Origin of the sequence: Paenibacillus sp. FSL R5-0345, assembly GCF_000758585.1 — a bacterium.
In the GTDB taxonomy this organism is placed as follows: domain Bacteria; phylum Bacillota; class Bacilli; order Paenibacillales; family Paenibacillaceae; genus Paenibacillus_AQ.
On sequence record NZ_CP009281.1, the window covers coordinates 3,269,522 to 3,286,275 of the forward strand.

Consider the following 16,754-nt stretch of genomic DNA (forward strand, 5'->3'; position numbering starts at 1 on the left):
ATATAAACGAGAAAATAGGAGGAAATTAAATGATCAAAAGGTCTATTTTTGTGCTATTAATGGGTGCGTTGATAATGACAACGGCATGTAATTCCGGAGGTAATGAGAAAGTGGAAGGTAAGGGGGAGACGACAACTGAAGAGGGGAAGACAATCTTGACTCTATCTCTAGCAGAATCGAGTGCATTCTATACGGCGCTGGAGAAAAAGTTTGAAACGAAATACCCGGATATCGACTTACAAATTAAGGCATATAAAGAAGTGGGAAATGAGTGGGGGGAGAATGGTTATGTAGAATATAAAAAAACAACGAATACAGCCCTACTCTCTGGAAAAGGTGCAGATATTTTTGATGTAAGCGCCTTTTCAATCAATGATTATGTGAATAAAAAGTTGCTTGTGAACATGAATGATATATTTGAACACGATAAAACGGTAAATAAGAGTGATTTAGAAATGAATGTTTTGGACGCAATGAAGGTAAACGACGGCCTATATTTCATTCCTACCGGGTTCGCTTTTAGAGCGTTCATAGGTGACGGGAATATGATTAAGAACTCTAATGTGAAGATTGACGATAAGAAGTGGAATTGGAAAGAGTTTGGAGAGCTATCGAAGGAAATTATACAACAGGCTGGGAAGGACGGTAAAAACAAACTGTATGCCTTAACGGATTACCCAGCGGAAATGACACTCCAAGAAATGGCTATTGATAATTATAATTTGTTTGTTGATAGTGAAGCGAAACAAGCGAAGTTCGACTCGCCTGATTTTGTGGAGCTGTTGGAACAAGTCAAGAAAATGTATAAAGAACAAGTTTTGACTGCGGAGCCAGCGGAGATAGGTAATCAGCTATTTAACTCCATCGTTATATGGTCACCAACAGACTTTATCGATGGTCCATATTCTTACTTTGAAAATCCGGTGTACCTTCAAAAGCCACATGCAGGTCAGACTGGTGGTATGAGAATCATTCCTTCATCTTCGCTCGCCATACAAGCCAATACTCCGGTGAAGGAAGAAGCTTTTAAGTTTATGACCTTCTTGTTATCTGAAGAAGCACAGTCATTGCAAGATAGAGAAGGATTCTCTCTGCTCCAATCCGTGAACGATAAGAATTTAAACGATATTCAGGAAAAGGTGAAAAGTGGAGCATATAAGCTACCAACCGGAAAAGCGGCTAAGGTTTCTGATGAAGAATTTACTAAGTTTAAAGAAATCATTCATACAGTAGATCAATATGCGGAACTGAATACTAAAGTGCTTTCTATTATTGGAGAGGAGTCCTTATCATTCTTCAGTGGACAAAAATCTGCGGAAGCTGTTGCAAAGTTGATCCAGAATCGAGTAACAATCGTTCTAAACGAATAGATGTATTAAAACAGGATTTTGTATAAGGAGGGGGACTCATGCACAAATCACTAAAGACATATGCTGTAGTTCTGCTCAGCGCAATGCTATTAAGCCAACCTTTTGCAAACAGCATATATGCAGCATCGACAAGTGCTTCAGCTACAGCGGTATTCACGCTGGACAAACTTGGTACGATCGCTTTAAAAAAAAATGTCAATGTGAAGCTAATAGATATGGATATTATTGAGCAACCGAGCGGCAATATACTTATATACACACTTAGTTATAGCAATGGTAGCAGCAATAGTGTAGCTCACGTTGATTATTTCTCAAAGGTTACTACAACTGGGGGGGCTGTCATTCAAGGCAAACCTGTCACGAGAGATGTTACCAAAAAAAACATCCCTCCAAAAAGTAGCCAAATTGTAACTTACTATGTGAATGTTGGACAGTCTACTAAATTGAACGGCACTAAAGTGACCCTATTGAAGTGGGATTTCAGTAGCCAGAATTATCAGAAAAAGCTAGGTGAATTCGCCATTCCGGCAAGTTATTCCGTTGTCGTTCCACAAGGCCAGAGCAAGAAGCTCACGATGGATAATCTGCTAGTAAACATCAAAGCGGAAAGTCTACAAAGGCTTAAAAGAAATGGAAAAGTATATATGAGAGTAGGCGTTAGTTTCACGAATTTGGATAAAAAAGTGCTAAGCGGCTCCACTTATATTGCTTACCTGAAATCAGCCGGTGGCTCGGTGTTCGAACTTAAGCTGGAGGATGCCAGAAGCAGTATCAATGTACAGTCCCAAGAGAAGAAGACGGTTTACTATTTAACAGAAGTTCCTTCCTATATGAAGACTGAACATATGATATTGCAATTTGCACAAGAAGATGAAACTTTGAAAATAACGCTTCCTGTTAAATCGTTTAAGCTTCCTGCATTAACAACTGTCGACTTTGCTGTGGCTAATTATGCTGTTAAGAAGATTTCTGTTAAGAATAATACGGTTGAAACGCAATTGAAGAGTGCTTCCGTATATTCGGAGAATGACTCCGCGAAATGGAATCTTCAATTCCGTCTTAAGAATCTTGGGAATAAACCTATCACTCTACCTGCATACGAGCTTACGGTTAAAGCTGCTGAGGGATTTAATATTCCAGTAGATTCAAAAGCACTTGCGAATGTAACCTTGAAACCGCTTGAAGAGAAGATCGTCAGTCTCAGGGCGGATGTACCATTAATACTTAATCAAGGTACCTTAAAGCTAGAGTGGACGGAACCTGCTGTTGATGACAAGGTTATTTTCCCAACTGCGCTGTATAACATACCTTATGCTCTAGAAATAAATAATCTGATAGGACAAGGGTATTCGGTCGAGAATAGGTACGGGAAATTCATGGTGAAACTTGGATCTTATCAGCGTTTGCCTTGGGATGATGGTGATCAAATCGTAACTACTATCAGCATCCGTAACACCGGCTTAACCTCAGTACAGCTACCTTCTTTAAAAGCTATAGTTAAAGCAGGAATGAGTGATCTTAGCAGTACAGCCCAGATCGTGACCACAAATACGCAATCGATACTTGCTCCTAATGAAGCGACAGAGATCTATGTGATAGCGAGAGTTCCATATACTTATAGTTTCAATCAGCTAAAGATAGTGTTGCAAGACACCTCCGGAGATGAAGTCACGAAGTTTCTCTCTATGAATACAAATTCGCTAAATAATGTGATCAATACGATTGCTGCAGGTGAATCTTACCAAATGAACTCGTTAGGCAGAAAAGCAAAAGTTCGCGAGCGTTGGACAACTACTTATAATGAAAACAGTTCTAGCTTGATCTATACGGAACTGGAAATGATTAACGAAGAACCACGCCAGTCGAAACAGGCACAGCTTGTGGCTTATTATAAAACACCTGACAACCAATTTTTTAAGGCGATGGTTAGCCAATCGATAACTCCAACTAGCCCAAATGGTAAAAACCTGGTTACAATCTGGAGTAAACTTCCGCAAGGGGTGAATACGTCTGAGCTTGTGCTTTATATTGGGGAAGGGGTTGCTGACGGTAAGCTTACAGATTTAGGGGGAACATCCACTGGATTTATCAATAGTGTTAAATTAGCACTTACCCCTATGACAGTAAACTCACAGAATAATCTAACAAGTGTAGATCTATTCCCATACAACCTTTCGGTTGCAAATGCAGTGGGTACGATTACTGAAGAGAAAGGTACATTAGATATAGTTATGAATTATAGCTTATTTGAAAATGACGCTTTTGAAGCAGGTTCCTATGAGCATAAGCTAGTTTTAGAAATTATTGACCCTTTCGGACAATCCATGGAGAAGACTTTGCAACTGGGGTCTGATTTGCCAATGGGTAAAAATAAATCATACTCAATCTCATTTAATAGTAACTTCCACAAAATATTAAGGGGAGGAAGCATTCGTATAAATCTATATGATGAATTTCAGGGTCATAGGATGTTGTTAGGGAGTCAATCTTACCGGTTAAATTACGTTGAATCTGAACCGAGAACAACTAAAAACACTGACAATTAAACTTGTAGTGAGCTGGGTTAAGAACCAAGTCAAATGTGTTGGCATAATTGCCAGCACTTTTTTTATTTCTCGCATATACTTATGAACTTTTTATGGAAATTCCTTCAATGTATGTTCTTTACATTGACTGTTCTCAGTCTTTTCGTTAAGATTACCTCTGCGCTTCAATGCCTAAAAGCAAAAAAGCTTAAAAGTGCGGAAGCATATACAGTCTTTGAAAAGTATACCTAATACAATGTTAAGGAGCATTATCGTCATGGAACGTCAGCTTAGTTTTACAAAGAGTTTCATCATTATCATCTTTATTCTAGCACTTCTGTTTGTATCCATCTTTCTATTGAAAGCGGAGCCGCATATACCGCTTCTCGTAACAACAATAGGCACGGCCGCCTTACTAGGGATGTTTGGTTTCTCTTGGAAAAAGATCGAATCTGCCATTATTCAAGGGATACAAACGGCCATCATGCCGATTCTAATCCTCATGCTGATCGGAATTCTGATCGCGGTATGGATGATGAGCGGTACGGTGCCGTCGCTATTATATTATGGTATGGATTATATTAATCCGAATTATTTTGCGGTGAGCGCACTATATGTCACGATCATCGTCTCGATGTTCACTGGGAGCTCATTCACAACAGTAAGCACGATCGGCGTTGCTTTAATGGGAATTGCTTTAACTACGGGGATTTCCCCAACGCTGGCTGCTGGAGCGATTATCAGTGGGGCTTGCTTTGGTGATAAAATGTCGCCGCTGTCCGATACTACGAATTTTGCACCTGCAGTGGCTGGTATCCCCATATTTACACATATTCGCAATATGGTTTACACTACATTCCCAGCGCTTGTGATCACCACTGTCTTTTTCTTGTTTGCACCAAAGGGAAATTCGATCGACTTATCCTCGATTAAAGATATTAAGCTTGCCTTACAAGATGGATTTCATATTCACTGGTTAACGCTGCTATCTCCGCTAGCTGTCATTGTCTGCTCGATTAAGCGGATTCCGATCCTGCCTACGCTAATTGTAGGTATTATCAGTGGTCTTCTTGTGACGGCTTTGATTCAACAGCAGACAGAAATCGATGTCTGGTTTAGTGTAATGCAGAGCGGATATAACAGTAATATCGCGAATGAAATGGTTGCTTCTATCGTGAATCGCGGCGGGATGCAATCGATGATGTGGTCGGTATCTTTAATCTTAATTGCATTATCTTTAGGTGGTTTGATTCAGCATTGTGGCGTCATCGAGGCCTTTTTCCGTAAACTCATTCAACCACTCAAGCGTAAGAGTAGTATCGTTCTGATGAGCGGTGCTTCATCCATTGCTGTAAATGGCATGACTGGCGAACAGTATTTGTCGATCCTTTTGCCAGGGCAAATGTTCAAAGATGAATATAATCGACGAGGCATACCAGCGAAGACATTATCCCGTACATTAGAAGATTGCGGTACGCTAGTTAATCCATTGATTCCATGGGGCGTTAGCGGGGCCTTCTTCGCGGTGACTCTGGGTGTACCCGTTATAGAATATGCACCTTATGCGACCTTCTTATGGCTAAGTCCATTTATCACATTTGCATATGCGTTAATCCCAAGATTGCAAAGAAACTCACTGGGTAAAGATAAAGAAATCTCAAGATAATGGACACCTTATGCATTGATTCAACGTATATAAAGAATACTATGCGTTGAGTCAATGTGAACAAGCTAGTATTCTAAGCTGAAAAAGTGGACCATTTATCGGAGGTAATAACAGTGAGTCGCAGTAAGTTACAGGATCGAATCAGATTAGCCAATGTCGAAACTAAGCACGCAGAGCAATTTAATAATCTACTACGTTATGTATTTCAAGTGACCAACCGTGATCTGCAGATCTTTGGCTGGGAGAATCGTGAAATCACTCAGGCCAAGTTGCCAGTTCTTAAGTACGCAGATGTTGTAGGTTGGTTTGATGGAGACAAGCTCATCTCTCAATTAGCTGTATACCCATTTCAGGTTAATATTTTTGGGCATATTTATGAGATGGGTGGACTAACGGGTGTTGGAACCTATCCCGAATACGCCAATTTGGGTTTAATGAATAAACTGATGCTTCACGCTTTAACTAAAATGCGGGATCGTAAACAATCGATATCTTATCTTTATCCGTATTCAATCCCTTATTATAGAAGAAAAGGCTGGGAAATCATCACCGACAAAATATCATTTGAAGTACCGGATACCCAGCTACCCAAACAAAGAAATGTTCCAGGAAACGTAGAACGAGTAAACATTGAACATCCGGACATCAAAGTGATCTATGATCAGTTTGCAGTGCAGCATCATGGCGCGATGATTCGTAATGAGTTAGCGTGGGAAGAATATTTGCGGTGGGATTTAGATGATATGACAGTGGGAATTTATTATAATCACGATGATTTACCCATGGGATATTTGTTATATTGGATTGCCGAGGAGATCTTCTATATTAAAGAAATGGTATACATTAACGAAGAAGCTCGAACGGGGTTATGGAATTTTATAAGTGCGCATTTTTCAATGATTAAGCTGGTCAAAGGGGATATTTATAAAGGGGAACCGTTGTCATTTATATTAGATGATGGGGACATCAAGGAAACGATAGCTCCATATTTTATGGCTCGGATTGTGGATGTTCAATTATTTATTGATCAGTATCCGTTTAAACGTCAGGATAAGGATTGTACGCTTATTTTTAACTTGAGCGATCCAATGCTGGAATGGAACCGAGGTACCTTTACGTTAACCGTAGATAAAGAAGGGAAGGGGACCTTACAACAAGGGGGCGTAAATCCTTCACTTACGATTGATATTCCTACATTAACTACGATGTTAATGGGTTATAAGCGGCCAACCTACTTGGCTCGAATCGGCCGTATTCAGACGAATGAAGCCACGATTCTTTTACTTGAAGGATTGATTAGACCAGAGCATCCTTATTTCTCTGATTATTTTTAAAAGGTACGAACCTGTAAAGCATACTCAATTGAGTGTGCTTTTTTGGTCTTTTTATAGTAGAATAATCTCTCAGCAACACAATATGATATGAGGTGTAAGAATGGCAATTAATTTTACTAAACCAATGATCAATAAATTTCAACAAGAAATTACGGAGCTTGAAAACAAAATCAAGAACACGCAGAACAAAAAAGAAAAATCCAAATTCAAAATTAATCAATTAGAACAGGATATGAAATTTAGCAAGTCGCACACGGATTTAAGTAGTAAAATGACCCGTATCAAAAAGCTAAATGATGAGGTAAAGACTTTAAATCGTTTGCAATCTGATCTGTCAAAAGAGTTAACCGCGAAGAAAAACGCTCTAAAAAAAATCCAAGCGAATGAAACCGCATCTGCTACGAAAAATCCTACCAAAGAATAATTGATTATATTGATAGAGGCCGCATTTTTTTGCGGTTTTTTATTTTTTTATAGGCTCATCAGTTTCTCCTCTTAACAAGGATATCTCATGCTTATAAGGTGCATTGACATATTTTTTTTCACCGATGGAGGGGGTCTCTAGGAGTTTGGGAATGGTCGATAGTTGAGGATGGTGGACTACATATCGCAGTGCCTGAAGGCCAATATATCCATGTCCGATATTTTCGTGCCGGTCTTTTCGTGAGCCCATGATATTCTTTGAATCATTTATGTGAATGGCCTTTAGGCGCTTTATTCCAATTACGCGATCGAATTGATCCAATATGCCATCAAAATCTTCTCTTACATTATAACCAGCATCATGAATATGGCATGTATCCAAACAAATCGACAACCGCTCATTGTACTTCACTCCATCAATAATAGCCGCAAGTTCCTCAAAAGAGACACCACACTCACTGCCTTTTCCCGCCATGGTTTCTAATGAAACCTGAACATTCCGTTTATCTGACAGTACTTCGTTCAAGCCTTCAACGATCCGAGAGATTCCGGCCTGTGGGCCAGCACCAACATGGGAACCGGGATGGAGGACAATCTGTGTAGAGCCTAAAGCTTCGGTTCTTATAATTTCTGATTGAAGAAACGTAATACTGTGCTCAAAGACCTGTGCAGATAACGTATTTCCTAAATTAACAATAAACGGAGCATGCACAACAATATTAGAAATGCCGTTAACTTTCATGTGAGCTTGTCCAGCTTCAATATTCAAAGCATCAATGGGTTTGCGACGTGTATTATGAGGGGCACCGGTATAAATTAGGAAAGTGGTCGCTCCATAAGATGCTGCCTCTTCACTAGCTCGAAGGAGCATCTTTGGCCCAGTCATGGATACATGTGACCCTAGGAGTAAAGACATCTGATTTACACACATCCATTCTTCATTGAAAGAGCTCCATTTATCGTCATTATAGGTCTATTAATATTTGTAAAAGGATCAGATTATATGTATACCAGCGTAGGTAAAGGTTATCTCGACCAACTATCTTCTGGGGAGACAACCTTTACCATCAACAATGATCGCTATTCAGCAGCACTAATCGTCTCGCCTTGGATCGGCTTCAATCCTTTCTCCCATCTAACAGGGATAGAACGAGAGTTGAACAAATCTACGCCGTCTGAGATCTGGAAATGTAAATGGGGCTCGCTAGTGTTGCCTGAGTTACCTGTCAGCCCAATGATATCGCCTTTTTTAACTTTATCGCCCGGCTTAACTGTAATTGAACCTTTTTTGAGATGAGCCAGATGACTGTATTCACCTCCGTGATCAATGACCACGTTATTGCCGGTTGCTTGGTTTGGATTCATGACACCGACAGGTTCATTATCTTTAATATCATTCACGACCGATACGATTGTACCATCCGCAGGGGCGAGAATATTTGTCCCAAAGGCATAATAGCTTTTGTTTTTCAGCGGATCTCCTTTATAAGAGTAGTTATTCTTGGCTTGGATGAAATCATAAGCGTAACGCTGAATTTCTACTTCATAGTGATAATTCACAAGTACATTCGCTCCGCCCCAAAATACAAACCAGTCGCCTTGGAACGGTAATGCATATTCATGCTTACTAAGCTTCATGTCGGTTTCAGGGGAAGCTTTCAGTTCTTGAATCTGGATTAATGAAATGGTTCCATCCGGATCAAACATTCCGATAAGCCCTTTATTACCCGCATCACTGACCCATGTACGTCGATCAAATCCATTAAGCTGCATAGCGGAAGCCTTGTTCAGTGTCTGTATATCCTTAGTGAATTCCTTAGCGGTCTCAGCTAATTCAGCTTCACTCACCTCATCCTTCAAAGGCTGACTGAAGTGGGAATACATTTCTTTATAGTTCCCTTTAAGCAGAAATTTTGGCAGATTATCAGGCAGGAACACTGATTCTTTTGATTCTCTATCATTCATTTCCGCTTTTCCTCCTCCACAAGCTGTTAATAGCAAGGTAAGAAATCCAATTGCCAAAGCTGTTTTTGCTGACATTCCCGGTTTATTGATAATTTTCTTAGAGCTGTTTTTCAAGAATATCACCTCCCAATAGTTAAATTGTAGCAAATGAGTCTTAGCTCTTCTGAAACGCAGTATTAATACGCTCTTAACTTTTTGAGGAGTAGACGAATACGAATTAAGCTTCCGTTAAGGAACGTGCGATTGATCGCGTATAAAATCATGCTATGATGATAAATACATCGGTTATTCGGAAAGGGAATTTCACAATGAATGAAGCTTCGATTTTGCTTGTGGATGATGAACAATCGCTTTTGGAGATTATGGAAACAGTGCTGCGTAAGGAAGGTTATATAAATATTGATACTGTGGTAACGGGTGAAGAAGCTATTAGTGCCTGTGAAGCCAAAAAATACGATTTGATTGTATTGGATGTAATGCTGCCGGGACGCAGTGGTATTGAGATCTGTCCTTTTATTCGGCAGACGACGGATGCACCTATCTTATTTCTTACTGCTCGAACCTCTGATTTTGATAAGCTGACTGGATTTGCTATAGGGGGAGATGATTATATCACCAAGCCCTTTAATCCACTCGAAGTGGTTGCTCGTATAAGAGCGCAGCTGCGGAGGTACTTGAGTTCGCCGAACTATAACAGTGCTGAAAAGAAAGCGGGGCCCGTTCTTAGTAAATCTTCGAACGTTTACGATTACGGGAGATTTACACTAGATGAAGCAGCAGGGGAGCTGCTGGTTGAGGGAGAGCCGGTCTCTTGTCCGGCCCTTGTATTCCAGTTGCTCTTGTTCTTATGCAAACATCCCAATCAAATCTTCAGCAAAAGCGAATTATATGAAAGAGTTTGGGGTGAAGAATCGTTAAGTGACGATAACACGGTCATGGTACACATTCACCGTATTAGAGAACGGATTGAAGCTGACCCATCTGATCCGAAATTTATCGTTAACGTTAGAGGTCTTGGTTACAAGCTGGTTAAAGTAGAACGCCAAGGGTTGTTTATGCCATGAATATCAAGCGACGGCTAACGTTAAAGTTTGTACTGCAGCTTGCAATTACAGGTGTAGTAGTTCTCTCTATATCTGCTGTAACGCTGACTTGGATCCTACTGCGGTTTCTTGATATCAGCCTCACGCGTGATTTTGCCAATGTTGGTCTTGAGCAATTGGTGGAATCATCTAAGATTGATGAGGATGGGATACATTTTGCCCCAAGTTTACTGGAACAAGTGAAGAAAAATAAAGGCTGGCTACAAAGTCTTAATGAAGATGGGCAAGTTGAAAGTGCCTATAATACACCTAAAGATGTACCTAATCATTATGGTCCTGGAGAAGTAGTTGCCTATTGGATGGGTGCTCAGCCGTTTCCTTATCAACTGGCCCTTTGGATTCAAGAAAAGAATGGTAAGCAGTTCACACTGGTATATGGTGCACCTAATGTATTAGATCCTCTACTAAAGAAAGTGAAAGAAGCTTCATTCACAGATGTAAATGGGGAGTCGTTACTTCCAGAGGATCTTGAAAAAGAGATTAAATCGGCACAGGCTTTTGTTCAACTTATAGATTCGTCAGGTAAGGAAATGCTCTCGTATAACAGACCAAATATGATCCCCACCGAGTATTCCGTCCCAGAGCTAGCACTTCGCACAATGTACAGTGATCGATATGGCTACCATGTGCTATCTTCTTTTGATAAGGAGTCAGGTCGTACCTGGATCATTGGAGAACCTAATATCAAAGGAACAGATCCAGGAAAAACTGTTTGGGTACCTGAAGAGGTTAAAGTAGTAATCATAGGCTCATCTGTCATGCTTATCGCTTTATTGATCGCGTTCGTGTTGCTCTCCTTATGGCAAGCGCATCGTTTTGGTGCACCTATGCTACATATGCTCGTATGGCTCGATTCCATCGGAAATGCCATTTATACAGAACCTACGGATCGTAAAGGACATCGCCGCAGTCGAACACCCGCCGGGAAATGGAGACGAAGATTCCGTGTTTTTGCTGATGTGATGGTCTCGATTGAGAAATTATCGGCAACCTTGAAGAGAGATCAAGTGATGCGGGAGGAGACGGAGAGCTTACGTGAGGAATGGATTGCCGGTGTTACTCATGATTTGAAAACCCCATTATCCTCTATCACAGGATATGCCCATTTACTGGCGGAGCCCTCATATGATTGGTCGAATGAGGAAGTCCGTAAGTTTACGACAACGATGCTAGATAAATCGGCTCATATGGACATGCTGATCAGTGATCTTGCGATGACCTATCGTCTAAAGTCAGGAATTAAACCGCCTGAATTGATGGAAGTTGAATTAAACACTTGGCTGAAACAGGCTCTCGATCAGGCTGCTGCTAATCCTGCTTATGGGAAGCAGCGAATTGTATTTCACCCTGCACATACCGAAGTTAGAGCTCAATTGTATACGCCTTGGTTAGATAGGGTTGTCAACAATTTAACTGCGAATGCGCTGCTCCATAACCCACCGGATACCAAGCTAACTGTCTCGCTAATTCTTAAAGGTAAGAACAGCGGATTTATCATTCAATTTGCTGACGACGGTGATGGAATGGATGAAGAAACAATGATTCGGTTATTTGAGCGATATTATCGTGGTACGGATACAGCAACTACCTCCAACGGTTCTGGCCTTGGCATGGCGATCTCTAAAGGATTGATCGAATGCATGGGTGGTCAGATTGTTGTTGAGAGTCAAGCAGGTAAAGGGACAATTATTAAGTTAATATGGAGCTGAGATATTCATTCAAGCCCTCGCTGTATTCCAACCGGAAACAGTGAGGGTTATTTGTACTTATTAGGTTTAAGAAGGCTAGAAATATAAAGGAGTTGACATTCTTTTTAATTGTAACTACAATAGTTACAGGTTAACAAATATTATTAAATGGATTATTACAATCCTAATTTGAGGAGGCAATCAACATGAAAATAGCTATTACAGGTGCAACAGGTCATTTCGGATCATTAGTTATAGAATCACTACTTAAAAGTGTGTCCGCAGGGGATCTTGTAGTTAGTGTTCGGAATCCAGATAAAGCAAGTGCTCTGAAAGCGCGTGGAGTGGAAGTCCGCCAAGGGGACTTTGATAAACCGGAGACACTGGATGTAGCCTTTGCCGGTGTGGATCGACTGCTAATTGTATCTTCAGATGGAGATAACGAGACTCGGATTCGCCAACATAAAGCAGCTATTGATGCTGCCGCCAAAGCAGGTGTTGGATTCATTGCTTATACAAGCGTAGGACATGCAGAGAAGAGTGAGCTGTTCCTTGCTGAAGTACACCGTGTAACAGAAGAGGCCATTCGAGCAACCGGAATTCCTTACAGCTTCCTTCGCAACAATTGGTATATGGAGAATGAGGTTGGATCTATTCAAGGAGTAGTAGCAGGTGCCCCATGGGTAACTTCTGCCGGTAGCGGTAAAGTTGGCTGGGCAGCACGAGGAGATTATGCAGAAGCTGCTGCTAATGTTCTAACAGGAGATGGACATGAGAATACCATTTATGAATTGTCTGGCAAACCTTTAACACAAGAAGAACTGACTGAAATTGTAAGTGGAGTAATTGGTAAAGAAATCAAAGTGCTGCAGGTTGACGACGAAGCTTATGCGAAAATTATGGCTGAAGTCGGTGTACCAGAAGCTGCTCTGCCATTCGTTGTGGCGATTCAACGTGGTATTCGCGAAGGATGGCTGAATATTGAAAGTGGCGATCTGGAGAAAGTACTGAATCGTCCTGCCACTCCGCTAGCCGAAGTCGTTCGTGATCTAGTAAATAATTTGCAAGCTTAAACCATGTAACAAGATGTAAGGCTTCTTCTCGGTGAATAACCAGAGGAAGCCTTTTTTTAATGCTCTATTAACAACAATGATAAAGATTTCGTGAATATTCACTATTTTGACGGGGCAATTGTCCGAACATATGATAATGTAATAATGATATAATAGAAAACATATGTGAACTGTTCGTGTAATGAGAATAATTGAATCGAAGAGTACGATATCAAAGCCTTGGGATCAGTTAACAAAGAGAAGGGGATGAATATCATGAGGAGAAAAACTTGGATAGCTTCTGGAGCTGTTGTTGTAGTTGCTTTAGGGGCATATTTGGTTGTGGGAGGGAACGATAAAGAGACACCTGCGGCAAGTGATACCTCTAATGTTAAGCAATTAGTACAGGAATATAGTTCAAGCGGCATGAAAAACCTATCTGCTTCTATCACTTCAGAGCAGCTCATTGTGACCGACAGCAACAATAAATCGACAAAATATGACTTACCCAAAGATGAGTTTTTTGTTTCCATCGCGCCGTACGTTAAGGATACACACCCCTGTGCAACCCACAGCTTGACTGGATGCCAAGGGGAATTAACGGAACAAGAGTTTAGTGTTTATATCGAAGATACTGATGGCAATGTGATTATGGATCAAACCATGAAGTCCCAATCCAATGGCTTCATTGATCTTTGGTTACCTCGGGATAAGAAATATAGCGTAACGATAGAACAGGATGGTGTAAAAGCGAAAGCTGAGCTATCCACGTTTAAGAGTGATAACACATGTGTTACGACTATGCAGTTAGTGGAGAGTATCTAAATACTATAACAAATTCGCTTTTTCCTTTAAATATCCCGTATCGGACCACTTAGCTCTTATTACACTGTAACAGCACAGAATCGGTGTTTTTTAAGGAGATAACTGCTACTGAGTCCGTTAGGACGGTGAAAAGCTATAAATCATCGAAATAAGGTCAACTCAGTCCGAACCGTCGGTGTGTTTTGAAGACCCTTTCAAGGACTAAAAGAAATCCTAGAAGAAGGTATCGTCGAAAAACTCAAGTGTGATTCACTTCGAATAACTTTAGCTGGTACTCCATTTTTGAGAGGAGATAGAGGAATGGATAAAGATCTGATCATCGGGGATGTTTTGCAGGAGTTAGCTGGTACTCGCCGTATGCTGGAAAAGCTGACGCAGGAGCATATGACATGGAAACCGCACGAAAAGTCAATGAGTCTTGGTGGGCTGTCAACACACCTCGTTAATCTGCTAAACTGGCAATCAGCTATTCTTCTTCACTCAGAGTTTGATTTGGCGTCTGTGCCCTATCGAAGAGAAGCGCTGGAGAGCCCTGCCGCGGTTCTGCAGGAGTTCGACATGAGTGCTCGCAAGATTGAACAATTAATTTCCGAAAGCAATGTGGAGATGCTTGGTGCAGAGTGGACGCTGCGTAATGGAGCAGAGATCATTCGCCGTCAGTCACGGGCAGCCGCGCTTCGTACCATTGGATTAAATCACATGATTCACCATCGGGCACAGCTTGGGGTATACTTCCGACTTCTAAATATACCAGTGCCGGGTCTTTATGGCCCTTCGGCTGATGAGTTAGAATTAGCATAAGGAATAAGCTTATAACCTTATGTATTGGAGAATAAATGAAATCGTATTTTGACGGATTAAGGGAAGAAAGTTGAAAAAAACGAATCGGCATGATAACATGAATACAAATTAATGATCGGAGTTGAAAAGTATAGTGTAGTAACTACTCTTGCGACCTATGATGAATAAAACAACAAAAACGGTTTATTTCGTTTGTTTTATTTTTTGTATGCAAGAAAGTTACTACTTCTTTTCACTCGAACAATATATCCTTATCTAACTCCATTTGGGGCTAGGTTTGCTGTATTTATTTGAGTCACAAGAAAGTAACTTTCTTGTGGCTTTTATTTTTTAATACAGGAGGATATTTATATGTCATTAATAAATGTTACCAATCTAACCTTTGCCTATGAAGGCAGCTACGATAACATCTTTGAGAATGTAAACTTTCAAATCGATACGGATTGGAAATTAGGATTTACTGGAAGAAATGGTAGAGGGAAGACCACATTTCTGAGTTTATTGCTTGGAAAATATGAGTACAGCGGAAATATTTCTGCGCATGTCAGCTTTGAATATTTCCCTTTTCAGGTGGATAACAAGGCGCTTAATACCATTGATGTGATCAGCGAGATTTTTCCCGATTATATTCATTGGAAATTAATGCGTGAGCTCTCACTGTTAAAGGTATCTGAGGATGTGTTATATCGGCCCTTTGATTCATTGTCTAACGGAGAGCAAACGAAAGTGCTGTTAGCCACATTATTCATTAAGGAAAATAGTTTCCTGTTAATCGATGAACCTACCAATCATCTAGACATGACGGCAAGAAAACTAGTCAGTGATTATCTCAATACGAAAAGTGGATATATTCTGGTCTCTCATGACAGATCCTTTCTAGATAATTGTGTAGACCATATTTTGTCCATCAATAAGACCAATATAGAAATTCAAAAAGGCAATTTCTCCAGCTGGTGGGAGAATAAAACTAGACAAGATAACTTTGAGCTAGCAGAGGACGAGAAACTTAGAAGAGATATTAAACGCTTATCCGCCTCTTCTAAACGGACTGGTAACTGGTCTCATGAAGTGGAAAAAACCAAAAACGGGACGAGAAATTCCGGCTCTAAGGTGGATAAAGGATACATTGGTCACAAAGCTGCAAAAATGATGAAACGCTCTAAAGCCATTGAGCAAAGACAACATTCTGCCATCAACGAAAAGTCAAAGCTTCTTAAAAACATTGAAAATTCTGAGAATCTTGAAATTAAGCAGCTTGATTATCATAAACAACATCTCGCTGAATTAGACAGTATATCAGTCTTTTATGGTGAGAAGATGGTTTGCTCGGACATAAGCTTTACTATTGAGCAGGGGGAACGAATTGCGCTGTCGGGTAAAAATGGTTCGGGAAAATCGAGTATCATCAAACTGATCTGTGGTGAGGATATGGAATATACAGGCGCCTTAAAAAAAGATGCCCAACTTATCATCTCCTACGTATCACAAGATACTTCTGATTTACAGGGCAATTTATCAGACTATGCTAGAGACAATGGAATTGACGAAAGTCTGTTTAAATCAATTTTAAGAAAACTAGATTTCTCTAGAGTCCAATTTGAAAAAGATATATCTATGTACAGCGGCGGCCAAAAGAAGAAAGTTCTAATAGCTAAGAGTCTAAGCGAGAAAGCCCATTTGTATGTATGGGATGAACCGCTTAATTTTATTGATGTTATTTCCCGGATGCAAATTGAAGAGCTGTTGCTTGAATACACGCCGACTCTTGTTTTTGTAGAGCATGATCGGGAATTTTGCAATAATGTTGCAACGAAGATCGTTGAGCTTTAATACAAGTGAAGAAATGAATAAGAAGTCGACAGAGCTAATCTGTCGGCTTTTTTTGTTCTCTCTGTGTATTTTTAAAGTGCAATTTAATATCCACTCATAAAAGTTATGGATTACCTCCGTGCAATCCTAATCGGTGTCGAGTACTATGAAACTAAAGAACATAGATACAGAT

13 protein-coding genes are annotated in these 16,754 nt (G+C 40.3%); 11 read left to right on the forward strand and 2 right to left on the reverse strand.

Annotated features, from left to right (window positions below):
* The first annotated feature begins 29 nt into the window (after window positions 1-29).
* From R50345_RS14455 to R50345_RS14475, 5 genes are all read left to right on the forward strand, one after another.
* Window positions 30-1,370: an ABC transporter substrate-binding protein gene (locus R50345_RS14455; protein WP_331281368.1), complete on the forward strand. Its 1,341-nt coding sequence runs from the start codon at window positions 30-32 to the stop codon at window positions 1,368-1,370.
* Between the two features lie 38 nt (window positions 1,371-1,408).
* A complete protein-coding gene (locus tag R50345_RS14460; protein WP_042127619.1) occupies window positions 1,409-3,916 on the forward strand; it encodes a hypothetical protein in 2,508 nt (835 codons plus the stop codon).
* Between the two features lie 256 nt (window positions 3,917-4,172).
* Window positions 4,173-5,561: a Na+/H+ antiporter NhaC gene (nhaC, locus tag R50345_RS14465; protein WP_042127621.1), complete on the forward strand. Its 1,389-nt coding sequence runs from the start codon at window positions 4,173-4,175 to the stop codon at window positions 5,559-5,561.
* Window positions 5,562-5,674: 113 nt separating this feature from the next.
* On the forward strand, window positions 5,675-6,895 hold the full coding sequence (locus R50345_RS14470) for a GNAT family N-acetyltransferase (RefSeq protein WP_042127623.1): 1,221 nt from the start codon (window positions 5,675-5,677) through the stop codon (window positions 6,893-6,895).
* A gap of 100 nt (window positions 6,896-6,995) precedes the next feature.
* The gene (locus tag R50345_RS14475) at window positions 6,996-7,319 is read left to right on the forward strand and encodes a hypothetical protein (protein WP_042127625.1); all 324 of its coding nucleotides are present in this window, start codon (window positions 6,996-6,998) and stop codon (window positions 7,317-7,319) included.
* Between the two features lie 39 nt (window positions 7,320-7,358).
* Here R50345_RS14475 and R50345_RS14480 read toward each other — a convergent pair whose 3' ends face one another.
* A complete protein-coding gene (locus R50345_RS14480) occupies window positions 7,359-8,234 on the reverse strand; it encodes a deoxyribonuclease IV (protein WP_042127627.1) in 876 nt (291 codons plus the stop codon).
* A gap of 164 nt (window positions 8,235-8,398) precedes the next feature.
* Entirely contained in the window at window positions 8,399-9,397 is a 999-nt protein-coding gene (locus R50345_RS14485) for a M23 family metallopeptidase (protein WP_231574201.1), read from the reverse strand.
* Window positions 9,398-9,591: 194 nt separating this feature from the next.
* On the opposite strand from R50345_RS14485, the gene R50345_RS14490 reads away from it, so the two are divergent.
* The 6 genes from R50345_RS14490 to R50345_RS14515 all read left to right on the forward strand — a co-directional run bounded on the left by R50345_RS14490 (window position 9,592) and on the right by R50345_RS14515 (window position 16,582).
* A complete protein-coding gene (locus R50345_RS14490; RefSeq protein WP_042127629.1) occupies window positions 9,592-10,347 on the forward strand; it encodes a response regulator transcription factor in 756 nt (251 codons plus the stop codon).
* On the forward strand, window positions 10,344-12,095 hold the full coding sequence (locus R50345_RS14495; protein WP_042127631.1) for a sensor histidine kinase: 1,752 nt from the start codon (window positions 10,344-10,346) through the stop codon (window positions 12,093-12,095). The genes R50345_RS14490 and R50345_RS14495 overlap by 4 nt, the downstream gene beginning before the upstream one ends.
* 185 nt (window positions 12,096-12,280) lie before the next feature.
* Window positions 12,281-13,147, forward strand: a complete 867-nt coding sequence (locus tag R50345_RS14500) for an SDR family oxidoreductase (protein ID WP_042127633.1) — start codon at window positions 12,281-12,283, stop codon at window positions 13,145-13,147.
* Window positions 13,148-13,402: 255 nt separating this feature from the next.
* On the forward strand, window positions 13,403-13,951 hold the full coding sequence (locus tag R50345_RS14505) for a CueP family metal-binding protein (protein WP_042127636.1): 549 nt from the start codon (window positions 13,403-13,405) through the stop codon (window positions 13,949-13,951).
* Window positions 13,952-14,251: 300 nt separating this feature from the next.
* Window positions 14,252-14,752, forward strand: coding sequence for a DinB family protein (locus R50345_RS14510; protein WP_042127638.1), 501 nt, complete (start codon window positions 14,252-14,254; stop codon window positions 14,750-14,752).
* Between the two features lie 351 nt (window positions 14,753-15,103).
* The gene (locus R50345_RS14515; RefSeq protein WP_042127640.1) at window positions 15,104-16,582 is read left to right on the forward strand and encodes an Lsa family ABC-F type ribosomal protection protein; all 1,479 of its coding nucleotides are present in this window, start codon (window positions 15,104-15,106) and stop codon (window positions 16,580-16,582) included.
* The last annotated feature ends 172 nt before the right edge of the window (window positions 16,583-16,754 follow it).

Bases quoted from the DNA above. Each gene is read 5' to 3' on its own strand.
- R50345_RS14490 (WP_042127629.1), top strand. From the start codon at position 9,592: ATGAATGAAGCTTCGATTTTGCTTGTGGATGATGAACAATCGCTTTTG.
- R50345_RS14515 (WP_042127640.1), top strand. From the start codon at position 15,104: ATGTCATTAATAAATGTTACCAATCTAACCTTTGCCTATGAAGGCAGC.
- R50345_RS14500 (WP_042127633.1), top strand. From the start codon at position 12,281: ATGAAAATAGCTATTACAGGTGCAACAGGTCATTTCGGATCATTAGTT.
- R50345_RS14495 (WP_042127631.1), top strand. From the start codon at position 10,344: ATGAATATCAAGCGACGGCTAACGTTAAAGTTTGTACTGCAGCTTGCA.
- R50345_RS14455 (WP_331281368.1), top strand. From the start codon at position 30: ATGATCAAAAGGTCTATTTTTGTGCTATTAATGGGTGCGTTGATAATG.
- R50345_RS14480 (WP_042127627.1), bottom strand. From the start codon at position 8,234: ATGTCTTTACTCCTAGGGTCACATGTATCCATGACTGGGCCAAAGATG.
- R50345_RS14510 (WP_042127638.1), top strand. From the start codon at position 14,252: ATGGATAAAGATCTGATCATCGGGGATGTTTTGCAGGAGTTAGCTGGT.
- R50345_RS14505 (WP_042127636.1), top strand. From the start codon at position 13,403: ATGAGGAGAAAAACTTGGATAGCTTCTGGAGCTGTTGTTGTAGTTGCT.
- R50345_RS14475 (WP_042127625.1), top strand. From the start codon at position 6,996: ATGGCAATTAATTTTACTAAACCAATGATCAATAAATTTCAACAAGAA.
- nhaC (WP_042127621.1), top strand. From the start codon at position 4,173: ATGGAACGTCAGCTTAGTTTTACAAAGAGTTTCATCATTATCATCTTT.
- R50345_RS14460 (WP_042127619.1), top strand. From the start codon at position 1,409: ATGCACAAATCACTAAAGACATATGCTGTAGTTCTGCTCAGCGCAATG.